Below are 23,983 nucleotides of genomic sequence, written 5' to 3'. Positions count from 1 at the left end.
TTAAAACCTTTTATCAAAGCCTAAAAATCTAAAACCTTATTGCTCAGGCGTTAAATTTCTGTCGAAGAAGTTAGTAATGGTTTTGTACAAATGGATACCCGTTTGCTTACCACGAATACTGTGCTTCTTGCCTGGGTAATCCATAGTTTCAAATGGAATAGCCAAATCCTGAAGGTGCTTATACAGCATGGTAGAGTGGGTGAACAACACGTTGTCGTCAGCCATTCCGTGATAAATAAGCAAGTCACCCTTTAAGTCTTTTGCGTAGGGGAATACGGAAGAGGCTGTGTACGCATCGTCATCGGTTTTAGGGTTGCCCATATAGCGTTCGGTGTAATGGGTGTCGTATAAGCGCCAGTCGGTAACCGGTGCACCCGATACGCCTGCTTGAAAGTAGTCGCCCGCTTTAAACATGGTCATTAGGGTCATGTAACCGCCATAACTGTGGCCATGAACACCAATACGCTTAGCATCTACGTACGGTAGGGTACGTAAAAACTCAACACCTGCTACTTGGTCGTCAACTTCGATAAAGCCCATTTTTTTGTAGATGGGATCTTCAAACGCTTTACCACGGTAGTTAGAGCCGCGGTTATCAAGGGTAAACACTACATAGCCTTTATCTACCCAATGCTGCATCAGTAACCCTCGGTTACCTGCCCAACTATTCGTCACAACTTGCGCGTGTGGACCGCCGTAAAGATACACAATCACAGGGTGTTTCTTCTCAAGGTTTTCAGGCTTGTAAATACGATACTTTAAGGTTGCGCCGTCATTAGTGGTAATGTCACCGAATTCAGGTTTAGTCCAAGTATCCATGTAAGGATAAAGCGGGTGGCCTTCTTCAACTTTATTTTCTTCAAGCCATGTAATCCGTTTACCAGAAGCATCATTAAGGCTTACTTGGGCAGGCGAATTAATAGTAGAGAATCGGTCAATAAAGATAGACGCATCGTCACTAAACGACACGCTATGATAAGCGCCTTCGGCAGTAATGCGGGTTATATCGCCGCCGTCTAGCGAAACTGAATACGCGTGGCTTTCAAGCGGTGTATCTTTACGACCTGCGAAGTAAATTCGGTTGTGCTTAGCGTCGACCGCCTCAATATTATCAACCACCCAATCGCCTTGGGTTAGCTGACGCACTAACTTACCGCTGTTCTCGTAAAGGTAAAGGTGCTTGAAGCCATCTCGTTCAGAAGCCCAGATAAACTGGTCTGAGTCAGACAAAAAGTACAAGTCGTTATGCAAGTTAACCCACGTATTACTGGTTTCACTTAACAATACGCTCTGCTTTTCTGTTGGAACGTTATACGCTCTAAGCTCAAGAGTTTGTTGGTCTCGTGTTTGCCATTGGTACGTGAAGGTTTTGCTGTCAGGCATCCATTTGCCGCGAGCGAGGTAAATGTCTTTATCTTCACCTAAGTCTACCCATCTGCGTGCACCGTTATTTATATTTTGAACAGCTAATTCAACAAGTACGTTATTGGTGCCTGCTTTAGGGTATTTTTGTTCAATGGTTTTAATATCGTCGGCATAAATTTCAGAACGGGAAATTACATCAACTGGGCTTTCATCTACTTTAGTGAATGCAATGAAGCTTTCATCAGGTGACCACCAGTAACCAGTCATTCTGCCCATTTCTTCTTGAGCAACAAACTCGGCCATACCGAATTTGATGTTACCGCCGCCTTCTTTCGTAATGGCAGTTTCTTTGCCCGACTCAATATGTTTTACATACAAGTTTTGGTCGCGAATAAAAGAAATATAATTTCCTTTAGGAGAAAGCTTAATATCAGTTTCAAAAACATCGGTATCAAGGAGTTGCTTTGCGCCTTTCTCGCCGAGCTTGTGGTAATACACGTCGCCACCTAATGGGAAAAGAAGGGCTTTTCCATCGGCAGACCATTGATAGCTTACAATGCCGCTACCCGATAAGCGCATACGTTCACGGCGTGCTTTTTCTTCGTCACTTAAGACTTCTTCACCACTTTGAAGATCATTCGAGTCGAATAAAACGCGAGTTTCACCACTGTCTATATGGTATTCCCATAAATCGAGACGTTCATAATCGGTCTGTTTTCCTTTAAGAAACGTAACTCTTTCTCCATCTGGCGAAACTTTTAGTGCGCGCGGAGCATTGCCATCAAGGGAAGGAGAAGCGAAAATACGCTCGATATCGAGCGGTGCAGCCTGTACAGCGGTAGAGAGCATAGCGGCTCCTATTAAAAGGGCTTTTTTCATTTTTATCTGCATATTATTAACTGTCGAATAGTTGATTGTAGAGAAACTGTCTTAGGATACAAGGTACTACGTATGAAAACCGCATTGGTGCTAGGAGCGACCGGATTAGTGGGACGAACGTTGGTAAATATACTTTTACAAGACCGTCGCTATAGCGAAGTAATCTGTTTAGTAAGAAAGCCACTGCAGTCTAAGTTGTTTGCCGATCCCCACGACAAGCTAAAGCCCGTGGTGGTCGATTTCGACAGCCTGCAAGATTATCAAGGATATTTTGGTGTCGATCACGTTTATTGCTGCTTGGGCACCACGATAAAGCAAGCAGGTTCAAAAGCTGCGTTCAGGCGTGTTGACTTCGAATATGTACATATTGCGGCGCAATTAACCCGAGCCCAGCGAGCAGGCAGCTTTGTATGGATATCTTCAGTGGGCGCCGATGCCCATAGCGGTAACTTCTATTTGCGCGTAAAAGGCGAGTTAGAAAATGCAATTATGCGCATGACACAACTGCCTCATGCTGCGGCCGTTCGCCCCTCTTTATTGCTTGGCGAGCGCAACGAATCGCGCACATTGGAAGATATTGCACAAAAAACAGCCCCAGTGTGGAAACTGTTAATGCAGGGGCCGTTAAAGAAATATCGACCCGTGCATGCGGTTGATGTGGCTAGAAACATGATGGCCAGACAAAAGTGGTAAGCATTGGACGGTGTTTAACCGAAACCGTTGTTTTGGGAGCGTTTCACTGTCCTCAAAAAACGGTTAGAACGAAGGATCAGTATGTTTCGCTGTAAGCAATTTGTAGTTCACCAACATAACTGCGCCATGAAAGTGAACACAGATAGCCTCATCTTAGGCAGTTGGTTAGACGCAACACAAAGTAAGGTCAGTCTAGATATAGGTACGGGCACTGGCATTTTGGCGCTTATGTTGGCGCAAAAAACATCAACGTCTGCTCGTATTCAAGCTATCGATATTGATGAGGGCGCAGTACGCCAAGCATCAGAAAATGTGGCCGAGTCTACATGGGCGAATAAAGTGTCGGTAGCGCACTGTGACCTCTCTCAATTTTCTCCCTCAGGCGTTCTTGAACCAATCAATCCAATCGAGCCTACCCAGCATAATGATATTTTCGATCTTATCGTGTGTAACCCCCCTTACTTTGAGCAGGTACAGGGTGAAAGTCGAGGGTTTAGCACTCAATCCGCTCAGCGTAAAATAGCAAGACAGACTATTTCGCTTAACCCGAATACGCTTTTTACTTTTGCTGCACAGCATTTACGTAGCGATGGAACCCTTTATGTTGTTTACCCGTACTCCAGAGAGAAAGAGATTATTGCTTATGCAGTAGAAAGTGGATTACATCTGCATAAGATATTAAGGGTAAGACACAATGCACAACGTGACTTATACCTAAGCGCTTTTTGTTTTGGTAAACAAACATCCGCAACACATCAAATGAGCGAGCTTATCATTAGAGATGAGGCGGGGGCTTACTCCAGTGCGTTTAAGGAGCTTTGTCGTGACTTCTATATCCATTTTTAATTAAAGGATTTAATTATGTCGTATGTCGCAGAAGGATTTGGCGCGCTCGCGGTAGTGTTTAACTTTGTAGGCTATAAACAAAACAAGGTAGACCGCTACCTATTCATTTCGGCGTTTGGCTTGCTGTGTTTAAGTACCCATTTCTTCATGCTCGATGCAATGGCGGCTGGGGTCGGCACCTTGCTCGCAGGGCTTCGTAACTTCATTGCCATTAAAAATCGTAGTGTTTTCGTTCTTATTGGTTTTTTAGCAGCAAATATAGGCTTCATGCTGTACGAATGGTTTGTGCTACAACACAGTTGGATCATTTTTATCGCCTATGCTTCAGCACTTATTTTCACCGTGGGCTCTGTAGTATTGCGAGAAACTAAAAGTATTCGGCGTTATTTCTTGCTTGCCGAGACACTCGGGCTGATTTACGCGATATTGGTGGGCAGTATTTTCGGTACTATTTTTAATATCAGTAACATAGTCAGCATTCTCACCAAAATACATAGCGAAAAGAAAAAAACATAGTCGTTAGTCTATGTTGCTAAAGTCTGTTTTATAAAAAGCCCATATTATCAATGGTTTGCGCCTACATCTTTTCGCTAATAGGCGAAAGTTGAATTTAATCACATCCCCCAATTGGGTATAAATAACCATCAGGGTGTATTGGCCCAGTGATTTTCCCTCTGTAAGAGTATTTGTAAACTCTTGTGCAGTCATGAGGAGTGATGTGAATTATGAGTGTTGTCAATTTTCAGCAAAATACAGCGTTACCGCTAAAGCACGAAAGGTCTACTGAGCCTTCAGAGCCTAGTGCCTACCTCATTGGCGTTCAGTCAAAAGAAGATACTGAAAGGTTATGGAAAAAACGCCTTAATCTTTACCTTAATGCCGAGCAAAATCTACTCAAAGTGGGCCGTGTGCGCAACATTACTAGTATTGTTGCGACGTTGAGTGTATCGCTATTATTATTCTCTTTGTATATGTCTCCAACACTTACGCCATTGCTATTTTTCACCTTATCGATAGTGAGTGCTTTAGGTATCGCGATTTATCCAGTGTGTGTGTTGATCAGCAATGAGTGTCAAAAAAAGCGTGATAATATCTCTAGAATGTTCTATCAAAGCAACCACGAGCTTGAAATAGTCGATGGCAAAGTTACGCTAATTAATAGATCAAACTACACTAACGTTACGCACGTTCACATTTTGGATCGCTATAGTGGACAATTCGCCACCTAAAAAACATTACACAAGTCAGTACATTGTGGTGTTGCTAATAGCATCAACGCTGCTAGCGTTACTATTATTAGCACCAATGGATGCCGCAGGGCAGTTAATATCCTCTGCCGTTATTCTAACGGTAATCGCCCTTTGTAGCCGTGAAGCCAGCTTTACTCAAAAGTTTCAGTATTTTTTTAGGACCCTAGCGCTAGTGCTGGCTATCGCCATTACGCTTAGGTATCTAATTTGGCGTGGGCTATATACCTTATCAGCTGTCGACGTATTCTCATTTATTGCCATGTGGTTGCTATTTCTAGCCGAAATATACGCTGGTATTACGTCAATTTTAGGCTGTATCGTTAATGTATTCCCATTAAATCGCCCTACGTTGTCCTTAGATGATATAGACGGTGCTGCTATTCCTACCGTTGATATCATGATCCCCAGCTATAACGAATCTGAAGATATATTAGAGACCACCATCCGCGCAGCAAAAATCATGGATTATCCAGCCGACAAAATGCGTATTCATTTGTTGGATGATGGCGGTACTGACCAAAAAGTTAATCAAGAAAATAAAGTAGCCGGAAAAGCTGCACTTGCACGGCGCGTCGAGCTTACTGCTATGTGTGAAAGGCTAGGCATCACTTACCATACAAGAGAGAAAAATCTCTACGCCAAAGCGGGTAATGTGAACAGTGCTATTCAAAACACAACGGGTGAGTTAATTGTTATTCTTGACGCCGACCACGTACCTACCAGTGATTTTTTAAGTAGAACCGTGCCCTGGATGGTGAAAAAAGACAACGTCTTTTTGGTGCAAACCCCCCATTTTATGGCCAACCCAGACCCTGTAGAGCGTAACTACTTTTCTGCTTTTACACGTATGCCTTCCGAGAACGATATGTTCTACGGCACAATACAAAAAGGACTAGATTATTGGTCTAGTTCATTTTTCTGTGGTTCAGCAGCGCTAATGCGCAGGGCGCACCTTGATTTAGTTGGCGGAATATCTGGTGATTCAATTACTGAAGATGCAGAAACTGCCCTAGATTTACACAAAATGGGTTATGAGTCGGTATATGTCGATCGCCCCATGGTGAGTGGGTTAGCCCCAGAAACCTTCGACGCCTTTATTCAACAGCGTATGCGTTGGGCGCAAGGTATGACCCAAATATTGCTGTTAAAAAAGCCCTATAAAACCGAAGGGCTATCTTGGTATCAGCGGGTAGGCTACATGAGCTCCATCATGTTTTGGCTTTTCCCCTTTGCCCGCGTCATCTTTATGCTGATGCCATTGGCGTATTTGTTGTTCGGATTACAGGTTTACCATGCCTCAATGTTAGAAATTTTGGCGTTCACGCTTCCTCACGTTATTGCGACCTACATGATATCCACCATGTTATTTGGGCGAACGCGATGGCCTCTGGTGTCAGAGCTGTATGAAATATTGCAGTGCGCATTCACTTTCATGGCGTTAATTAAAGTATTTATAAAACCGCGAGCACCCTCTTTCGTTGTTACCCCTAAAGGCGAAAGTTTAGATAAAGATTTCGTTTCCCCCCTTTCCAATGTGTTTTATTGGGCTAGCGCCTTGCTAACGGTTGCTATGGTTGCGGGTATTTATAAATTTATTAATCAGCCTATAACCCGTGAACTTACCATGGTGGTTTTACTCTGGAACGGGTTCAACCTGCTGCTATTACTAAGCGCGATGAGCGTGCTACTAGAGCGCAAGCAAGTAAGGAATCAGTCTCGCTTGCCGGCCACCGACAGTGTGGTAATAAAAGCCGGGGAAGGGAATGCTTGGGTAGGTGAGCTTATCGACTTGTCTATGGGGGGAGCCAAAATACGATTAAAAGGAGATAGTTCGCTAATTCCTACTAATGTTGTATTAACGTCTTGGGCAGAAGCGTTAAAATCAAACGTAGATTTAAATATAAAAATTGTCGAATTTAATAGCGATAATAATATGTTACGCGTGAGGTTTAATCCTCAAACTGATGTGGAACGAAATCAAGTTGTCGCCTATTGTTTATGTGATAGTCGGCGTTGGCAATCGTTTCAGCGGCGTCGAACTCGTCCTATTTCATACTGGTTTGGTATGCGCCATGTATTAAAAGTAGGTTTGAAGCCGATTACCGTTCACGGCACTTTTCTATTCAAAAAGCTGTTCACGCAATTAGGAACCTACTTTAGGTTTGTAAGGGAAAAAGAATGATTCGACTGTATTTTTCACTTCTGCTTTGTTGCTTGTTTTCAAGTAGCAGTTTCGCCGATACAAAAACGTACCGGTTAAGTGATTTTTTTGAAGGCGACAGCATTGTTCGATTGAAAGGAAAGTCGAACAGTATCGATATTTCAATTCCATTGAGTTCAGTGAGTGAAGTAGGTGACGGTTCGCTCAGACTAGAGGTGGTAAGTTCTCAAGCCCTTATCGAAAAACGCTCTTTCATGTATGTGCGCTTTAATAATGCCACTATTGGCCAAATCGCTTTTGATCCTCGTCGTCCTAGCCTTATTTCAAATATTGAAATACCTCAACAGCTATGGCGCGCTGGTTTTAATCGCTTAACACTAGCCGTAAGCCAGCATTATGCCGAAATGTGTGTAGATGGCAGTGCCCCTGAGCTTTGGAGTGAAGTTAACGTTTATAATTCTACCTTAACCCTAGATTCAACGGTTGCGGTAGATGATTTTAATCTTGATGATCTTGCGGGCTTTTTCAATCCAGGCATTGGCGGACAGCGAGATGTACAGCTTTTAACTGTACAAAATTCAGAAGGCTCTGTGGTAGATAAAACACTTCCATTGGTTGCGCAAGCACTCGCGCTTAGAAATCAATATCAGCCGCTTAGTGTGTCGCACGACTATATTCCAGATATGTATCAGTTACCCGAGGTAGAAACCGAAAACCCGCAGTCGTTTTGGAATGAAAGCCGAATAGATAGATTTGAAAACACCGCTTGGTATCTAGGGGCAGGAAAAACTCAGCAAGTGCATGTTTTAGTGGGCACTGAAAAGTCTCTTTCTCCTTTGTTATCCGATGCAGTGATAAACGAGATCAGTGGTCCGTATTTAAAGGCTGAGCGCACGCCTGCTTTCTTAGCAGCAGATAAAACCTGGGTGCCAGCGTCTTACCGTTTAATTGTAAGTGGTGAGAGCGTAGAAGATGTATATACCGCAGCAAAAGCCTTGGCGGTAATGGATGACGTGCTGAACCCAGTGTCGAGTATTGTAGTGCGTTCACAATCGCAAATGGGTGCAGAGATGCTACAACAAACACCCGTATTGCAGCCGGGTGAGCGTTACAGTTTTAGTGATTTAGGTGTGGGAACGGAACAATTTAAAGATGAGGGAAGTTTTGTTAAAGCGCTAACGGTAAGATTACCTGCTGACTTTTACGTTCCGGAGAACGCCAGTGTTCAGTTTTTATTAGATTTTGCTTATGGCGCGGGTGTTGGTCCTGGCTCTAATATGAACGTAAATGTAAATGGAGAATTAGTTCATGGATTGTATTTAGGCGATGAAAACGGCGAGTCTTTCAGAGATTACCAATTAAAAATTCCAGCGAGATTTTTTAAAGGTGGCATCAACAGTATTGAATTCCAACCGACGATGCGCGCGCCTTTAGCGGGTGTACCATGTAGCAACGTATTCGGCTCACACTTACTATTTCAATTGAATGATTCATCTAGCATAGAATTGCCTGAGGCTGGCCATGTTGCCGTGCAACCCGACTTAAACTTGTTTAGTGAAACCGCGTACCCCTTTGCGCGCTACAGCACTGCGCCACCAAGTAGTATTTATATCTCTTCCGACGAATATTTAGATAGTGCCTTAACCCTGGCTGGCAAATTAGGCCAAGTAGCACAAAGCCCCTTGCTTAATTTAGCAATCACCCGTGATGCGAATTCAAATAAGGGGTCGTTAATCGTGCTTGGTACGCCTGACGCGTTAAGTGATATTGACCAAGATAGCTTGGTATCAGCCGTGGGGAATACTAAAAGCTGGCCCTACCGTGCACAGAATATGTTGTATAACCGCGTTAGGGATATCGCCAACGATAAGTCGTATCGTAAAATGCGTACCAGTGGCGTTACGGTGCAAGAGAGCGATTTAGGCGAGCAAGCCGTACTTATTGCTGAACGTCATCCAAACAATAGCGCTACCGATACCTTATTTTTGCTGGTGGCTCAAACCCCAGAACTGTTGAACAGTAGAATTAACGACTTAACCAGCTTGTCCCTTTGGGGGCAAATGGCCGGTGACTTCTTCGTTTGGGATGATAATTTAACGCCATTACTTGTCATGCAAGTGAGTGAAAAGTTCGAAGTGGGTGATGCAGACAATTTCTGGCTAACAACTCGGTTATGGTTATCTAATAACCCTTGGTACTGGCTTATCAGCTTTATGTTGCTGGTATTTTTAGTAAGCCTATTGATTTATCTATTGCTAAGACGCCGAAATAAACAAGTACAAGACTCATGGTAACGTATCTTAGAAGGCTACTCTGCGTAGTAGTATTGGGAGGGCTGGTAACGTCATGTTCTAGCCCAGACAATCGTGATATTCAAAAGGCTTTTCAAGCCTATCAAGCCCTGTTTATTGATAATGGTCGTATAGTCGACACGGGCAATCAGAATGTGTCGCACAGCGAAGGGCAAGGGTATGGCTTGTTGTTCGCGGTAGCAGCTGATGATAAAGCTACTTTTGATAGGGTATGGGCTTGGACAAAAACCGTAATGCAACGGGAAGATAAGCTATTCCACTGGCGCTATCGCCCTTGTGTTTCTAAAGACAAAAACTGTATTGATGACCCTAATAATGCCTCTGATGGCGACCTGCTTATTGCATGGGCATTGTTACGAGCGTCAGAAAAGTGGGGCGATGGGCATTATCGCGAAGAATCTGCCGATATCATGCAGGCTATGGAGTCGAGTTTATTTTTTGAAACTGAAAAGTACTTGGTGATGCTGCCTGGTGAGTACGGGTTTGTAGAGGACGCCTCGGTACAAACTAATCTATCTTATTGGGTTTTCCCTGCTATTGATGCAATGGCGAAAGAATCGAAAACCCCACACCGCTGGCGATCGCTGCACGAAAGCGGTACATCACTTATTTATCAGGCAAAATTTTCAAAGCAAAACCTTCCCCCCGATTGGTTGCGTATTTCATCAGGCACATTATCGTTGGAAAACACCGTATCTCAAGAATATGGCTTTAATGCGTGCCGTATTCCGCTTCATTTGGTATGGGCCGGTATTGACGACGATGCCTTTTTTACAGATATTAAACAATGGTGGGATGGAGATAATACGCCTGCGACCATGAATTTAATTACCGAAGAGCAAGCAGAATATTCGATGACTCCCGGTATGCAGGCGGTTGAATCGGCTGTTCGACATATCCTTGATAACGAACCTTTAGTTCTACCTACTATCGATAGAAATATGGATTACTATTCTGCTAGTTTAACGCTGCTTTCGATGGTTGCGGTTATGGATACTACCCATTAATGTCTCAGTTACTTTCGCCTTACTGGCAACGTTCTAAGATAAACGTGGCAATAATTGCAGCGTGTGTTGCAACGCCCTTATCAACTATTGTTAGTATCAATGCTAGCGCTCAGGTAACCACTACCTACAAAGAACAGCAAGAGAAGTTACAGCCATTAGCGCGTTTAGATAAGCCAGATGTCACTGGCTTGTGGTATCACATCAATGAAAAACAAACAGTCTTAGCGAATCAAGAATTAGGCAGGCTTAAATACGAATTTCCTAATTGGGTCGTTCCCGACGATATTCAGCAGGCTATAAAAACGCTGAATGCACCTTCTGCTGCGCAATCTACGCCCGAGCCAGTTATCGCAACCCAGCCTGCACCTGATGAGGTATCGCTACCTACACAAGAGCCTTCAAAAGAGCCATCAAAAGATGCGCCATTGCGAAGGCTTGCTAGCCAATCACAATCACAGAGAGCAGGCATCACGCAGAACCACTTTAATCGCCTATCTCGGCTTGCCGATAGCTTAGAGCGCTACGATTATCATATGCTACTAGGTTGGACAGCTATTGATAAAAGCTTGTTACCTGAAGCCAAGCACCATTTTGCGCGAGCAGATAGGTTGCATACTACGGTTATCGAGAAAAAAGGGGCGGTTGAAGGGCTACAGGCTGTGATCAACAGCCGCATAGAGCTAGCCTTGAAGGAGGGTATTAGCATTGGTGGCGGTGACGGTAGCTCTGATGGTAGCTCTGATGGCACTCGTAATACTAAGCTCCTGGCGCTTTTACAAGAAGCTTCAACCGATGCAAGTCAGTTGGCCCAAGTAAAGGCTGCGCTTAGCGGAGCGGCTTGGGAGCAGTACGATAAAGAGCAGTACGATAAAGCGTTAAATCTATTTACTTTGCTAGATGATAGTGAGGGGATGTGGTTAAGTTTGCATGCACAAGGGCTCACCACAGAAGCGGCAGAGTTTGCGTGCGACCGCGCCGATTCCCAGGTTTTCTTAACCCGTTGTGCCGATTTTTTAGCGACAGAACAAGTTCGTTACTATGAAGAAAGTGCCTTTGCGAAAAGTGTTGAGGCTGGCCTTTCATTAAAAAGTATTCGTCGATTACGCGTAGGTGAACAAGCACTTCTGGGGTGGGCTGCGTCAAAATCCTTAGATGCTTCCCAACATCATGCTGACATTGCAAAAGCGGCTTTTAGCGAAACGTTAAAAGCACAACCTGACAACCAAGATATTGCTAATGCGTTAATAAATTTAGAGGAAGACAACTCAGCGCAATTGAAACAATTAGCGAACGAGTTCCCTCTTATTGCTCTAATTCAGCAGCGTAAATTAGTCACCAATGCGTGGCCTAGAAAACAATTTATTTTAGCGTTCAACAATAATGATAGTAGGGCTACCGAGGCACAGACGAAAGATGCCTACACAGCAGTGGCGGGGTTAACCACCCGTTCACGGAGTGGTCAAGAAGGGTTAGGCAACTTTGATGAGTTGATTAGTTATGTTGGGGTAGGCGGTATGGTAGCTGACTGGCGCTGGCAAGTTGCATTGGATTATAAGCAACTTTATAGCGGTAAACCGGCAGAAGGAAGTTGGTTTGCCAATGGCGAAACGACAAGTAGCTTTTTAGGTATATCTGGATTTGAAGATAAAGAAATGCGGGCTGAAGTTGAATATCAGCAAGAAGCATTTAACTTTTATGCAAATGCAGAATATAGCTTATTTGATCAACCCGAAAATGCCACCCTTACCGGGCAAATCTCGGCCACCTGGTTTTTACCCAAAGTCACCTTAGCGACCACATTATTTCGTTTACCTAAACAAGATAGCTTATTAAGCCAAACAGGTACGTTAAATAGCGAACACACTGACTCTTGGGGTTATGTATTAGCTGATGGCGTCTCTGTCTTAGCGGCACACAGTTTTAGACCTCAATGGTCTATTGCAGGCACATTTTCGTGGGCTAAGCTTTCTGGTGAACGGGTAGACGAAAACCAATCTCTTTCTCTGCGCGCTGATATTGGTTACGACTTAGCGCCCATCGTTTCAGAGAGGCTCGATTATTGGCGAGTGGGTCACTTTGCAAGTTACTTGGGCTATGAAAAGAATTTAAGCGGCTTCACTTATGGAAATGGTGGCTATTTCAGCCCAGATTACTTAGTGAGTATTGGCGGTTACTCAGAACTCTTAACGATGGAAGCGCATCGCTGGCAGTTTAAACTAAGTGCATCTTTAGGATTATCTATATTGCAAGAGTCGGATGACTTAAGGTTTCCACTGCTATCAACAACAGATCCTTCCTATGCGGACGTTGGTGATAAAAGGCTGCCATATAATAGTAGTACTGGCTTAAGTGGTAATGCTATGTTTGAGGGGCAGTACAGGCTGTCTGAGCAATGGATAGTCGCGGGGTATATTGGGAAGGCATTTGCTGTTGAATATCAGTCATTCGAAGCTGGTGTTCAAATTCGTTGGCGGCCCGGCAAAGGAATCGGTGTAACCAGTGACGAGCTAATGCGCTCGTCACCTCGATTATCAGGCTTTGCGCTGTAATTTACGACGTACAAATAGCATGGCTAACGCAGGAAGTAGCATAAGTACCGAACCTGGTGCTGATACCTGAGTAATGCCGAAGGCATAGTTATTAACCTGTCCGGTTGGCGCCAAGTAGGTTACTCCTTGGCTGTCCGTTAAATACACTTCAGGGGTATATACGCTGCTGGCTATTAGGTTTCCGTCTATGTGACCATTATAAAAAGCGACATCTGCGTATGGTGCAAGTATGCTGCCTTTAATCCCTACCGATTCCAGTGTCACCTCAGTAGCGTCAACAAAGTTAAACAAAATATTGTTGGTGTAAGTACCATCGTGTCGATAATCGGCATTTTGATCGTTATCTAAATATTGGCCATCAAACGCCGTGTTGAAAAAGCCAGTGTTAAATAGTGATACAGCATCGCCCACAACATTAATTATGTTGTAGCTGGTGGTCGAAAAGTCGTAAGTAATACTTTTATTACCGACCGAAAACCACTCGGCATCTATGGTGAAGATATTAATATCGTCATCTTCACCAGAAAAAACAATTCCATCAATACTGCTGCTGTCGGTACAGCCGGTAGCGCCTTGGCAGTAGAATGTGGTTTCTCCATTCACTGTCATATTGGCAAAGTCTGAAGACTGCGCTTTAACTTCACTCTCTATGGCAGCAAAATCAATATTGTCTACTTGTACTGTTGAAACTGCTTCAATACTGGCGTCATCACTTATCGATGAGTTTGCATCGGAAGAAATACTGTTGCCAGCTGTTGCACTGCCAGCACTTACTTCAGAGTTTGTCAGCGATATGCTATCAACAGCATTGATGTTTCCATTTTCAATTTGGCTGTTAATCAGTGATATATCGGTGGCATTAACACTGCCATTATTTACTTCAGCATTCTGCGCTATAAAAGTTTCCCCAGCATTCACATCACCATTGGTGACGGCAGTTTCACTAATACTAATGTCTCCGCCCGCATTTACCGTATCTTCAAACTCGACGTTATTAGCAACAATATCCCCACTCACCGTGGTTTCGCCATTGCGAATCTTTCCATTGGTATAGGAAACATCACCGCCCACATAAAATGAGCTTGCAGTTAAATCGGGGGAAAGTTGAAGGCCGATATCAAAATCGTTAACCGTAACATTGCCACCTACGGCAAGAGAGCCCTCTACATCGGAGTAGTATCCGGTATAGTCTTCAAAAATGAAGGCGTTATAATCGAAGGCTTCGCTAAGAGTTATTTGGGCCGCATGCAGGGGCATTGTTGCTAAAAATGACAAAGCAACTGCACGTGTTACACCAGTAATACTGTTTTTAATCTTGTAACTTGAATTTGAATTACGCATAAATTTCTCCAGTGACATCGAAGACTGGAATCTATTTTTCAACATGGATCACCAGGCACACCGAATAGTACGATCTGAACAAATTTCATGCATTAGCACAAGAGATACTTTGGTATACCCCTAGATACAAAAAAACCGCCTAGAAGGCGGTTTTTCTAAAGTTGAAGGGCGTTAGCCTTTCTTAACAAGTACCGAAACTTTATCGATACCAGCTACTTTAACCTGGTTCATTACTTCTACCACTGTACCGTGTTCAGTATCTTCATCAGCTTGGATTGCTGCTGAATCAGTGTTGTTTTCCGCTAAATAAGTTTGCGTGTTTGCAACAACGCGGCGGATGTCAACTTCACGGCCACCCATCATGATAGTGCCATCAGCAGCTATACGAATAGATAGGGCTTTAGAAGGCTGATCGTTCTTAGCCTGATTGTCTTCTGGGCGGTTTGTATCTAACCCTTTTTCTTTCACGAACGAGGTCGTTACGATGAAGAAAATCAACATGATGAACACGATGTCCAACATGGGGGTCATATCAATCTGAGCCTCGTCTTCGGCCGAGGTATGCTTTTTTCTTTTCATCTCGTCTTCTTTTTTCTGTTACGTTCGAGCGCTTTAGTATACTGCCTGTAACAAAAATAAACAGGGTTTTGTACAAAACAGCGTGCTCGTTAACACTTATTGCTGAAAAATTGCTCAGTTTCCATCGTAAAACAACAAACTTAAGATTGTTTGTGGGAAATGGCGACGCCTAATTGGTAAAAATACAACATCAACGACTCATTGAGCGCTATACGCAAATTACCATGAGGATAAATGCCAAGTCTAGCCTCTGTTGATCTTTTTGTGCCTTGAACTAAGAATGCATTTTTGATCGTATGGTCTTGAACGCAGGCCTCAAAGGCCCTAGCGGCCATTTCTTGGGGCATTGCGTAGTAATAGATTTTTAATGCGCGATCCGCTTCTACAGATCGCACAAAATAATCGTTAGGCCGATTATTGTTGTCTAAAAACAACGAAGAGAAGCATTTACTCAGTTTTTCATTGAGCGGATGGGGGTTAAGGGGGGCATTATCTAGCCATGCTTGAGAGGCGAAGCTGCCTACATCTACATCGGCAAACATTTTAGGCGCGATATAATGATCAAACGCATGAAACCACTCATGGGCTAATGCCCCTGCACCAGCATTCTTGGCTAATGCGAGTTGTCTTCGTGCACTATTATAATGAGCACTAGCGCCTTTTTGACCGCCACTGCCAAAAGCCAACGACAATGTGCCATTTAAAGATAGCACTTGTTCGTTAACGTTTAAAATGGTGGCCAAATCATACAAGGCGTCGAAGAATAGATTCGCCGCTATTTGCTGCTCATCAGCCGTTACCCATTTTCCAATGGTGATACTCGAAAAATTAAACAGTTTGCGAATATCTTGAAAAGTGACGTCGGCACCATCTCTATGGCTAGGACCATTACGATAGAATTCTTGGTGTATGCGCCCTTGGCTCACAGTTAACCCGCTAGCGACATAAGCAGTTGCTCACACCATGTAGCAATACGTTCTTCTGATTTGTCGTATTGGTTTTCGTCGTCTAATGAGAGCCCTAAAAACTGTGACTTATCTTCCGTTAATGCTTTGGACGCTGTGAACTCATAGCCCTCGTTGGGCCAATAACCAATGATAGTGCAGTTGGAAGGGGCGATAGCATCGTGCAGCATCCCCAAGGCATCTTGAAACCAATCAGCATAACCAAGTTGGTCGCCCATGCCATACAAGGCTACAGTTTTACCTTCCAAATTAAGCTGGTGGGCTTCTTCCCAGTGCGACTCCCAGTCTTCTTGAAGTTCACCAAAGTCCCAGGTAGAAATACCGAAGATAATAACGTCGTAGTCGGCGGTTCTAGCCAAACTAACATCTTTAATGTTGTGAACATCTACAATGTCTTCGTCGAATAAGCTGTTCAATTGTGCCTGAATTTTCTCCGCTGCCATTTCCGTATAACAGGTTGTTGAACCGTAGAACAAGCCAATCGACAGCGCATTATCACTCATGAAAACCTCTTTCGTACAAACTAATCATCTTTTAAGGGCGGGAATTCTACCTCTTTACCGTTGCTCAACAAAGCTTTGCAGCCAACAACTGTACTATTTTGTCAAATTTGTAATATACCAATGGCGCAGCCGTTATAAAGCTCACCGTATCTTGATGATGCTTTAGCGGTCATTGATATATTTCTATGCCGTTCCTTCGTGTGCCATCTAATTCTCGTCGTCCGTAGCTAGCACGCCTTTTACAAAGTGTGAAAGTCATGTTGCATGGCTTCAATAGATGAAACTTTAATGCTCCCCTCCCTTGACCTATGTGCAGCACATAGGTTTATTATTGAGGTGTTGAAATCACATGGAGCTAAATTATGTATGTAAAACAATTAGCTAAATTAATGGATGTGACGCCTGATACCGTTCGTCACTACACTCGAATGGGCCTTTTGAACCCCGTACGCAGTGAAGGCAATGGGTACCAGCAATATACGAACGCAGATAAACAACGTTTACAGTTTATTAAAAGCGCTCGCCAACTTGGATTTTCTTTAAAAGATGTGCAACGTATTATCTCTGAATCAGAGAAAGGGAATTGTCCTTGCCCACTTACGCGTGAGCTTATAGCTAAACGTTTAAAAGAAACTGAAACGCTTTTTCAAGAAACGCTTAAATTACGTACGCGCATGCAATCTGCATTGAAACAGTGGGAAGCATTTGATGATGGCGCTGTTTCAAGTGATATATGTAGTTTAATAGAAACATTTTCCGATCCTATTCCTAAGCCCGTAACTAATGAGGTGCGTGATGAATAGTAGTAAAAGTACCGAGCTGAATTTTATAATTGAAGGCGCTAATTGTAGCAGCTGCGTAGCCAAAATAGAAAAAGCCTTAAAGAACGTGCAAGGTACAAATAATGCAGAAATGAACTTTGCAGAGCGCACTGTGCGAGTAGAGGGAAGCGCTGAGCAAAACATGCTAGTAAAAGCGGTTGAAGACATAGGCTATGGCGCAAAACCTATGGGCAATAAATCTGATCAAGACGCCCTTGACGAAAAAGCTAAATCGGATAATGCGCATTACAAAAAACTCATACGAAATATGATGCTTGCCTTAGGTGTAGGCGTACCTTTAATGGTTTACGGCCTTATTTTTGATATGAGTGTAACGACAACAACACAACGCATAGCATGGTTTGCTGTGGGAATTGTTACCTTGGTCGTGATGACGGTATCGGGTAAGCATTTTTATAACGGTGCATGGCAGGGGTTTAAGAATCATTCTGCAAATATGGATACGCTAATAGCTCTCGGTACAGGCACTGCGTGGCTATATTCAATGTTTGTCGTCATAGCGCCCAGTTTATTACCTGAGGTGGCAAGGCACGTTTATTTTGAAGCATCTTCGATGATTATAGGTTTAATAAGTTTAGGCCTTGCCTTTGAGATTAAAGCCCGTGGGCGTACTTCACAAGCAATTAAGCGCTTAATTGGCTTGCAGGCTAAAACAGCGCGAGTTGTACGCCAGGGGCAAGAGCAAGATATTGATATAAGCGATGTACAAATAAACGATAACGTACGTGTACGGCCTGGCGAAAAAATACCGGTAGATGGCAATGTACTTGAAGGTAGTAGCCGTGTTGACGAGTCAATGCTCACAGGTGAACCGATGCCGGTAAGCAAACAAGCTGGTGATAAAGTTGTTGCTGGCAGCATAAATAAAAGTGGCACTTTATTATTTGAAGCCACACATGTTGGGCATGAAACCACCCTTGCTAATATTATTAATATGGTTAAGCGGGCACAAAACTCCAAGCCTTCGATAGGGCGCTTAGCTGATGTTGTATCAGGTATATTTGTACCTACAGTGATGATTATTGCCGTACTGGCTGCGCTCGCATGGCTTAATTTTGGCCCAGAGCCTTCAATTGCTTATGCTGTGGTCGCACTTACCACTGTGCTTATTATTGCGTGCCCCTGTGCACTAGGTTTAGCAACGCCTATGTCGGTAATGGTGGGGGTTGGTAAAGCCGCTGAATCAGGTATTTTAATTCGCAATGGCGAGTCCCTGCAAACCACCTCTAAAATCACAACAATGATTTTAGATAAAACCGGCACCATCACTCAAGGTAAACCACAAGTAACAGACGTTGTTACGTTTAATAACGCGGATGAAAGTAACGTAATGCTGCTAGTGGCAAGCTTAGAGAGTGGCTCTGAGCACCCTCTAGCAGACGCTATTACGCAGTACGCTGAGAAACAAAGCCTGAAGTTAAGTAAAGTTACCGACTTTGAAGCCATTACAGGTAAAGGTGTAAGCGGTACGGTGAACGAGCAAACTCTGTTATTTGGTAATAAAGCGCTTATGGATAAATACGAGATTGCCGTTGACGAAGCCGCTGAGCGAGCACAAGGCTTTGCAAAAGATGCTAAAACGCCCATGTATCTTGCTTCTAATAACCAGCTAACAGCGTTAATTGCGGTGGCCGATCCAATAAAAGAAGACTCAGCTGAGGCAATTAAGCGTCTGCAAAATAAAGGCATTCATATTGTAATGCTAACTGGTGATAACCAAGCAACCGCGCACGCTGTAGCTAAAAAAGTCGGTATTAATGATTTTATCGCAGAAGTGCTGCCAGAGGATAAAGTAAACGAAGTCACTAAACGTCAACAGCAAGGCGAGGTTGTAGGTATGACCGGGGATGGTATTAACGATGCTCCTGCGCTTGCCACGGCGGATGTAGGTTTTGCAATTGGAACAGGCACAGATGTAGCTATTGAAAGTGCCGATGTCACATTAATGCGAGGTTCACTCCACGGTTTAGCTGATGCAATAGCGATAAGTAGCGCGACTATTGGTAACATTAAGCAAAACCTGTTCGGTGCCTTTATTTATAACGTAGCGGGTATTCCTCTTGCAGCAGGCGTGCTCTATCCATTTTTTGGCTTGTTATTAAACCCTGTTGTTGCGGGAGCCGCTATGGCGCTTTCATCGTTAACGGTTGTTACTAACGCTAACCGCTTACGCTTTTTTAAGCCCAATAAATCTTAGGGAGTAGATTATGTTGATGATTAATATACTCGGCGCTGTTCTAATAACGGCAATCATTTACTGGTTTTGGTTGTACAAACCAAAGCAAATTGAAACTGATAATAATACAGCCACTATAGTGGTAGATAACGGCGTGTATCAGCCTGCCAATATCAAAGTCGCGGCCGATAAAAAAGTAGAGCTCACTTTTGATAGAAAAGACAGTGCACCGTGCGCCGAAACCGTAGTGTTTCCACAACTGGATATAAGCAAAAGCTTGGCAATGGGGGATGACAATAAAATCACTTTGCCTGCTCTTAAAGCTGGCGAATACGTTTTTCATTGCCAAATGCAAATGTACAAAGGCACGTTAATCGCGAAGTAGTATTATCCTGAATTAATATTGATACGGCCTAACAGCATGTTGAGCTATGCAATAGGTTAGGTCGCCCACGCCCCGCAAGCTACAGTTATTCTTTTAAATTATGCTGGCGAGCTTATTCCCTAGTGAGGTTCACAGTCTTTTTTCGTACAAACTAATCATCTTTTAAGGGCGGGAATTCTACCTCTTTACCGTTGCTCAACAAAGCTTTGCAGCCAACAACTGTACTATTTTGTGAAATTTGTAATATACCGATGGCGCAGCCGTTATAAAGCTCACCGTATCCTGATGAAGGTTCTCTGGCGGTGACCGACATATTTCTGCGTCTTGTGAACACATTGAGCACAGATTTTGGCCCATAGAAAACACGGTTAAGCCTATCTAACCAGCGAATTAAGCCATCGGGAAAGGCGTTCTTTAATCCGCTACAAGTAAACTGGGTAATGTGAGGGCTATTGCGGCGAAAACGTAGTCTTACGTCATATACAAACGAGTAATGAACATCACCGGATAAGATAATAAATTCAGGGGGCGTTTTGTAATGCCGAAAAATGTTCAACATGACATTTGCCGTGCCTTTGTGTGCCATCCAGTTTTCGGCGTCCACAGTAAGTGCCTTGCCAAAGAAGGTGAAAGTCTTTTGAATGGCTTCAATAAATTTAACCCCATAAATAGGGGCAGCCGACACCACTATTACGGCATCCTTTCCAATAATATTGTGCTGAAAGTCGCACAGCGCTTCCCAGTCCATCAAGCCAGACGGCTTTTTCATACTCGATTCCGAGCGCCAACGACGGGTTCGGGTATCTAGTACCTCAATAGGTGGCGTAGTGTCTAAGCGATAGTTCCAATGTTCAAAGTCTAACAATTGTTCGATGAGTTCGTCTTGTTCCACCATGCCCGTTTCGGTAAAGGTGTCGCACGCTCTTGCAACTAACGGCGCGCATTTTTGCGGCGCATTGCCCCAACCTTGGCAAAGTAAATAGCCGATAAGGGCATTGCCAATCATGCGTTTAGAGAAGGGGTTCCCATAAACTTCTTGTTCCCAACCTCGTGTAAGATTCCAGTCGTCGGTGACATCATGGTCGTCAAAAATCATATAAACAGGAATGTGCGCCAGCGCCCGTCGAACATTTGGCAACTTATTTACAAACCCTTCAATGGCACTTTGTTCTTTTTTAAAAGTGTCTTTGTGTTGCGCGGCTACATCATTGATATGAAAAGTCACATTTCGCCACAGGGCAGGGGACCACACCAAGAAATACATAGCCATCACTTCAGCACAACTTATTAAGTGGTTTTGCGCATTAACCGAGGTGAATATGGGTTTTCTTTTGGCACCAAAGAAGAGTGATGAGAGGGCGGTGTTTGTTTCTGTTTGTGGCAGTAACTGCTCTCGCTCATAAAAACCATGGGGGTGAGTAGGCAACTCTGCTGAGTTATCTAATATCGCGCCATCAAGTGGCTCTTCGAAAAGCCCAAGCAAGGCTATGGTTTGGTGAATGGCTTGTAGGGTAGGGCCGGCGACATCATCGGTGTATACCTGATCCCCTGTCATCATAAGCACATCAGGGCGAGGGCTGTTTGACGCAATGGCGTTATCGAGCAAATGATCGACTTGGGCCAGGGCATCATCGCCATCAAAATGAGGCTTTCGACAAGAGCCATGCAGTATGGTTTCTGGCTTGTTGGTCCAGCAAAAGCTTAATGCAGTTTGGTCTGAATAAAGTAAAGATTCGAGATCTTCAAGCCACTTTTCTTGGCACTCAGCCGCCGTAAAGGTAAGTTGGTAGTAAACAGGTATATTGGCAGTAAAGCTTTCATCTATAGTAGCAGACAATAAGTGAATGAATGCGTGTTTACCTACTTGTACACAGGTGCAATCCAACTCTGCTTCTAGCTGCACATCATGTTGCGTCAGCGAAAATGTTGGGACTGTACTCTTAGACGTTACTAACCAAATGTGACAGGTGTTTTGTGTCACTCGTCTAACGATTGGGCCTGCAATTACCGCAGGAATATATTGCTTAAAAATAATAGCTCCTACCAAAAGCAATCAGAAGAAAAATGTACCTTACTCTTTTTTGGTTTTAAACGGTATGGAAGATATACTCGCTTACAATTTTTAACCCATTGGGTTTTGCTGATACTAGCGTTATTACTAGATGCGCCCTTTCACAAAATGCTTAGGTAGCATTTTGGTTAGCCGCATCTTAAGTTGAAGGAAAAAGGTTATGTTGAAAAGTTGTGCCGTTGCCGCATGTACTGGGCTTTTGCTTGCTGGTGCTATTACAGGCTGTAGTGAAAAAAAAGAAGCCACATTTACCGAAGCAGCACCAAGTGCAAATACCGCTACGGTATTAACATCAATAGGGCGCTGGATATCCACCGATACTAGCGATGTTATGCAAGACCCTCAAACCTCAGGGCTTATTGAAATTGATGGCCAACTCGTGACCATTGCAGATGGGAGTGCCGCGTTCGAGCAGCAAAGAAAACTGCATTTTCTTGATAAAGATACGGCAACATTAACCAACTCAAGTAATGCATTCAACCTAGCCACAAAAGTGCGCCGAAGTTGTTTTAGTGACTACTTAACTAATGCACCAGATTTAGAAGCGCTAGCAAGCGACCCAAGTAACCCGAATGTGATTTATACCGTTACCGAAGATGCCACCCGCACGGGGACTCTCTCAACCCGCTGCGAAAAGAAATATCAAAACACGGGCTCTACCGATTATCCCACCTTGTTGGTTCGATTAGAGCGGGATGAGAATGATAGCGTCACCATGACCCATGTTCGTCCTTTGCAGTTTCCTACCGAATTTGAAGTGGGTAACTTTCCCAACGACGGTATTGAGGGCATGGCCATGGCAAAAGATGGCACCTTGTACTTAGGTCTTGAGAAAGACAAAACAGGGCAGCCGCGTATTTTTTCATTAAACATAACGGATGATTTTTGGCAAAGTGCGGATTTCGCTGTGGTAGATGAACCTGATTTATCGGTGCCTATTTTTGATGCGGGTAGCCACCCAATTAATGGCTTAGCGCTTTATAGTACTGCGGATAACGATGATAATTTCTTACTTGCTGCTGCTAGAAACGACAACGAAGTATGGGTCATTGATGTAGCCGGTAAAGTTGAAACCAAGCGTATTCCCATGCAGTTTAATGTAAGTGCGGACAATAATTGTGGCGAATATGTAATGGATAACGCCTCAATTGAAGGACTGGTAGTAGTAGAAGATACCTTGTGGTTAATTAACGACCCGTGGAAAGTAAACTACTTGAAGAACGTCAAATGTGAAGCAGAGACACCACGTTACGAAGCCATGGCACCGCTGTTGTTCTCGGTGCCTTTAAATGACGCATGGTTTCAGTAGTGCTATGCGTCAGTAGCACTAAGCTTCAGTAGCAAAGAACTCCAAAAACGCTATGTTGCAATAGCGCTGGGCTTCAATACACAGGCTATTGATAGAAATAAAAAATGCGGTTACAGATTTTAATCTGTAACCGCATTTTTGTTTGGCTTTTCAAGGCGAGCAAGCCAAGCTAATTCTATTGTGGCCGCTTATGCTTGCGTGCGTAAACGTGAAGCAAATGTCTTTTTAAACTTCGCTAGTTTAGGTGCAACTACCATTGAACAGTATTGGTTCTGTGGATTATTTTTAAAGTAATCTTGATGGTAGTCTTCAGCCTGATGGTAGTTATCAATGGGCACAACTTCAGTGACCACCGGATTAGGCCAAATCTCCTCAGACGTAATCTCTGCAATAATAGCTTCAGCAGCGTCTTTTTGCGCGTCGTCATGATAGAAGATCGCACTGCGGTATTGTGTGCCTACATCGTTACCTTGACGGTTCAATTGAGTAGGATCGTGCAGTGCAAAGAAAATCTCCAATATCTCTCGATAACTGATGTTATCAGCATCATAAGTCACCTGAACTACTTCAGCGTGACCAGTACCGCCACCACAAACTGATTCATAGTTTGGAGAGGCATCTTCGCCGCCCGCATAGCCAGATACTGCTTTTTCAACGCCTTCAACAGTATTAAATGCTGACTCTATACACCAAAAACACCCGCCTGCTAGGGTGGCTACTTGTAAATTTGCCATTGTGTTACCTCAGAAA

General features: G+C 43.7%; 19 protein-coding genes. 12 read left to right on the top strand and 7 right to left on the bottom strand.

The window, feature by feature from the left end; translation table 11 throughout:
• Positions 1 to 36 precede the first annotated feature (36 nt).
• Entirely contained in the window at positions 37 to 2,244 is a 2,208-nt protein-coding gene (locus tag Q4561_RS14235) for a S9 family peptidase (protein WP_303461396.1), read from the bottom strand.
• 72 nt (positions 2,245 to 2,316) lie between these two features.
• Between Q4561_RS14235 and Q4561_RS14230 the strand changes: the two genes are divergently transcribed.
• From Q4561_RS14230 to Q4561_RS14195, 8 genes are all read left to right on the top strand, one after another.
• The gene (locus Q4561_RS14230; protein WP_303461395.1) at positions 2,317 to 2,937 is read left to right on the top strand and encodes an NAD(P)H-binding protein; all 621 of its coding nucleotides are present in this window, start codon (positions 2,317 to 2,319) and stop codon (positions 2,935 to 2,937) included.
• Between the two features lie 81 nt (positions 2,938 to 3,018).
• Positions 3,019 to 3,783: a tRNA1(Val) (adenine(37)-N6)-methyltransferase gene (locus Q4561_RS14225; RefSeq protein WP_303461393.1), complete on the top strand. Its 765-nt coding sequence runs from the start codon at positions 3,019 to 3,021 to the stop codon at positions 3,781 to 3,783.
• A gap of 15 nt (positions 3,784 to 3,798) precedes the next feature.
• Positions 3,799 to 4,299, top strand: a complete 501-nt coding sequence (locus Q4561_RS14220) for a YgjV family protein (protein ID WP_303461391.1) — start codon at positions 3,799 to 3,801, stop codon at positions 4,297 to 4,299.
• 209 nt (positions 4,300 to 4,508) lie between these two features.
• The gene (locus Q4561_RS14215; RefSeq protein ID WP_303461390.1) at positions 4,509 to 5,012 is read left to right on the top strand and encodes a hypothetical protein; all 504 of its coding nucleotides are present in this window, start codon (positions 4,509 to 4,511) and stop codon (positions 5,010 to 5,012) included.
• A complete protein-coding gene (bcsA, locus tag Q4561_RS14210) occupies positions 4,993 to 7,215 on the top strand; it encodes a UDP-forming cellulose synthase catalytic subunit (protein WP_303461388.1) in 2,223 nt (740 codons plus the stop codon). Before Q4561_RS14215 ends, bcsA begins: the two co-directional genes overlap by 20 nt.
• Positions 7,212 to 9,488, top strand: coding sequence for a cellulose biosynthesis cyclic di-GMP-binding regulatory protein BcsB (locus tag Q4561_RS14205; protein ID WP_303461386.1), 2,277 nt, complete (start codon positions 7,212 to 7,214; stop codon positions 9,486 to 9,488). Before bcsA ends, Q4561_RS14205 begins: the two co-directional genes overlap by 4 nt.
• Entirely contained in the window at positions 9,482 to 10,513 is a 1,032-nt protein-coding gene (locus Q4561_RS14200) for a glycosyl hydrolase family 8 (RefSeq protein WP_303461384.1), read from the top strand. The genes Q4561_RS14205 and Q4561_RS14200 overlap by 7 nt, the downstream gene beginning before the upstream one ends.
• Positions 10,513 to 13,062: a cellulose synthase subunit BcsC-related outer membrane protein gene (locus Q4561_RS14195; protein ID WP_303461382.1), complete on the top strand. Its 2,550-nt coding sequence runs from the start codon at positions 10,513 to 10,515 to the stop codon at positions 13,060 to 13,062. Before Q4561_RS14200 ends, Q4561_RS14195 begins: the two co-directional genes overlap by 1 nt.
• Here the strand turns inward: Q4561_RS14195 and Q4561_RS14190 are convergent.
• From Q4561_RS14190 to fldB, 4 genes are all read right to left on the bottom strand, one after another.
• Positions 13,045 to 14,403: a choice-of-anchor A family protein gene (locus tag Q4561_RS14190; protein WP_303461380.1), complete on the bottom strand. Its 1,359-nt coding sequence runs from the start codon at positions 14,401 to 14,403 to the stop codon at positions 13,045 to 13,047. The two genes, Q4561_RS14195 and Q4561_RS14190, sit on opposite strands and share 18 nt — an antisense overlap.
• A 171-nt stretch (positions 14,404 to 14,574) precedes the next feature.
• Positions 14,575 to 14,982, bottom strand: coding sequence for a biopolymer transporter ExbD (locus Q4561_RS14185; RefSeq protein ID WP_303461379.1), 408 nt, complete (start codon positions 14,980 to 14,982; stop codon positions 14,575 to 14,577).
• A 140-nt stretch (positions 14,983 to 15,122) separates the two neighbouring features.
• Positions 15,123 to 15,908, bottom strand: a complete 786-nt coding sequence (locus tag Q4561_RS14180) for a CLCA_X family protein (protein ID WP_303461377.1) — start codon at positions 15,906 to 15,908, stop codon at positions 15,123 to 15,125.
• 2 nt (positions 15,909 to 15,910) lie between these two features.
• On the bottom strand, positions 15,911 to 16,450 hold the full coding sequence (gene fldB / locus Q4561_RS14175) for a flavodoxin FldB (protein WP_303461375.1): 540 nt from the start codon (positions 16,448 to 16,450) through the stop codon (positions 15,911 to 15,913).
• Positions 16,451 to 16,812: 362 nt separating this feature from the next.
• Here fldB and Q4561_RS14170 point away from each other — a divergent pair, with 362 nt between their 5' ends.
• From Q4561_RS14170 to Q4561_RS14160, 3 genes are read left to right on the top strand one after another with little or no spacing between them, the layout of a single operon-like run.
• A complete protein-coding gene (locus Q4561_RS14170; protein ID WP_303461374.1) occupies positions 16,813 to 17,253 on the top strand; it encodes a MerR family transcriptional regulator in 441 nt (146 codons plus the stop codon).
• Complete coding sequence (locus Q4561_RS14165; RefSeq protein WP_303461373.1) at positions 17,246 to 19,489, top strand: heavy metal translocating P-type ATPase; 2,244 nt, start codon at positions 17,246 to 17,248, stop codon at positions 19,487 to 19,489. The genes Q4561_RS14170 and Q4561_RS14165 overlap by 8 nt, the downstream gene beginning before the upstream one ends.
• 10 nt (positions 19,490 to 19,499) lie before the next feature.
• Positions 19,500 to 19,853, top strand: coding sequence for a cupredoxin domain-containing protein (locus tag Q4561_RS14160; RefSeq protein WP_303461371.1), 354 nt, complete (start codon positions 19,500 to 19,502; stop codon positions 19,851 to 19,853).
• A gap of 151 nt (positions 19,854 to 20,004) precedes the next feature.
• Here the strand turns inward: Q4561_RS14160 and Q4561_RS14155 are convergent, their stop codons facing one another.
• Positions 20,005 to 21,870 carry an alkaline phosphatase family protein gene (locus Q4561_RS14155; protein WP_303461502.1) on the bottom strand — a complete coding sequence of 622 codons (1,866 nt, stop codon included), beginning with the start codon at positions 21,868 to 21,870 and terminating at the stop codon, positions 20,005 to 20,007.
• A gap of 214 nt (positions 21,871 to 22,084) precedes the next feature.
• Here Q4561_RS14155 and Q4561_RS14150 point away from each other — a divergent pair, with 214 nt between their 5' ends.
• The gene (locus Q4561_RS14150; RefSeq protein ID WP_303461369.1) at positions 22,085 to 23,233 is read left to right on the top strand and encodes a hypothetical protein; all 1,149 of its coding nucleotides are present in this window, start codon (positions 22,085 to 22,087) and stop codon (positions 23,231 to 23,233) included.
• A gap of 188 nt (positions 23,234 to 23,421) precedes the next feature.
• Here the strand turns inward: Q4561_RS14150 and msrA are convergent, their stop codons facing one another.
• Positions 23,422 to 23,967: a peptide-methionine (S)-S-oxide reductase MsrA gene (msrA, locus tag Q4561_RS14145; RefSeq protein WP_303461368.1), complete on the bottom strand. Its 546-nt coding sequence runs from the start codon at positions 23,965 to 23,967 to the stop codon at positions 23,422 to 23,424.
• Between the last annotated feature and the right edge of the window lie 16 nt (positions 23,968 to 23,983).

Source organism: Alteromonas sp. 1_MG-2023, from assembly GCF_030547075.1.
Classification (GTDB): domain Bacteria; phylum Pseudomonadota; class Gammaproteobacteria; order Enterobacterales; family Alteromonadaceae; genus Alteromonas.
The sequence above is the reverse complement of the archived record's forward strand: the minus strand, read 5'-3'. Positions and strand labels throughout refer to the sequence as shown.

Excerpts from the sequence above, each read along its gene's own strand:
- Q4561_RS14235 (WP_303461396.1), bottom strand. The coding sequence starts at position 2,244 with ATGAAAAAAGCCCTTTTAATAGGAGCCGCTATGCTCTCTACCGCTGTA.
- Q4561_RS14230 (WP_303461395.1), top strand. The coding sequence starts at position 2,317 with ATGAAAACCGCATTGGTGCTAGGAGCGACCGGATTAGTGGGACGAACG.
- Q4561_RS14225 (WP_303461393.1), top strand. The coding sequence starts at position 3,019 with ATGTTTCGCTGTAAGCAATTTGTAGTTCACCAACATAACTGCGCCATG.
- Q4561_RS14220 (WP_303461391.1), top strand. The coding sequence starts at position 3,799 with ATGTCGTATGTCGCAGAAGGATTTGGCGCGCTCGCGGTAGTGTTTAAC.
- Q4561_RS14215 (WP_303461390.1), top strand. The coding sequence starts at position 4,509 with ATGAGTGTTGTCAATTTTCAGCAAAATACAGCGTTACCGCTAAAGCAC.
- Q4561_RS14205 (WP_303461386.1), top strand. The coding sequence starts at position 7,212 with ATGATTCGACTGTATTTTTCACTTCTGCTTTGTTGCTTGTTTTCAAGT.
- Q4561_RS14200 (WP_303461384.1), top strand. The coding sequence starts at position 9,482 with ATGGTAACGTATCTTAGAAGGCTACTCTGCGTAGTAGTATTGGGAGGG.
- Q4561_RS14195 (WP_303461382.1), top strand. The coding sequence starts at position 10,513 with ATGTCTCAGTTACTTTCGCCTTACTGGCAACGTTCTAAGATAAACGTG.
- Q4561_RS14190 (WP_303461380.1), bottom strand. The coding sequence starts at position 14,403 with ATGCGTAATTCAAATTCAAGTTACAAGATTAAAAACAGTATTACTGGT.
- Q4561_RS14185 (WP_303461379.1), bottom strand. The coding sequence starts at position 14,982 with ATGAAAAGAAAAAAGCATACCTCGGCCGAAGACGAGGCTCAGATTGAT.
- fldB (WP_303461375.1), bottom strand. The coding sequence starts at position 16,450 with ATGAGTGATAATGCGCTGTCGATTGGCTTGTTCTACGGTTCAACAACC.
- Q4561_RS14170 (WP_303461374.1), top strand. The coding sequence starts at position 16,813 with ATGTATGTAAAACAATTAGCTAAATTAATGGATGTGACGCCTGATACC.
- Q4561_RS14165 (WP_303461373.1), top strand. The coding sequence starts at position 17,246 with ATGAATAGTAGTAAAAGTACCGAGCTGAATTTTATAATTGAAGGCGCT.
- Q4561_RS14160 (WP_303461371.1), top strand. The coding sequence starts at position 19,500 with ATGTTGATGATTAATATACTCGGCGCTGTTCTAATAACGGCAATCATT.
- Q4561_RS14150 (WP_303461369.1), top strand. The coding sequence starts at position 22,085 with ATGTTGAAAAGTTGTGCCGTTGCCGCATGTACTGGGCTTTTGCTTGCT.
- msrA (WP_303461368.1), bottom strand. The coding sequence starts at position 23,967 with ATGGCAAATTTACAAGTAGCCACCCTAGCAGGCGGGTGTTTTTGGTGT.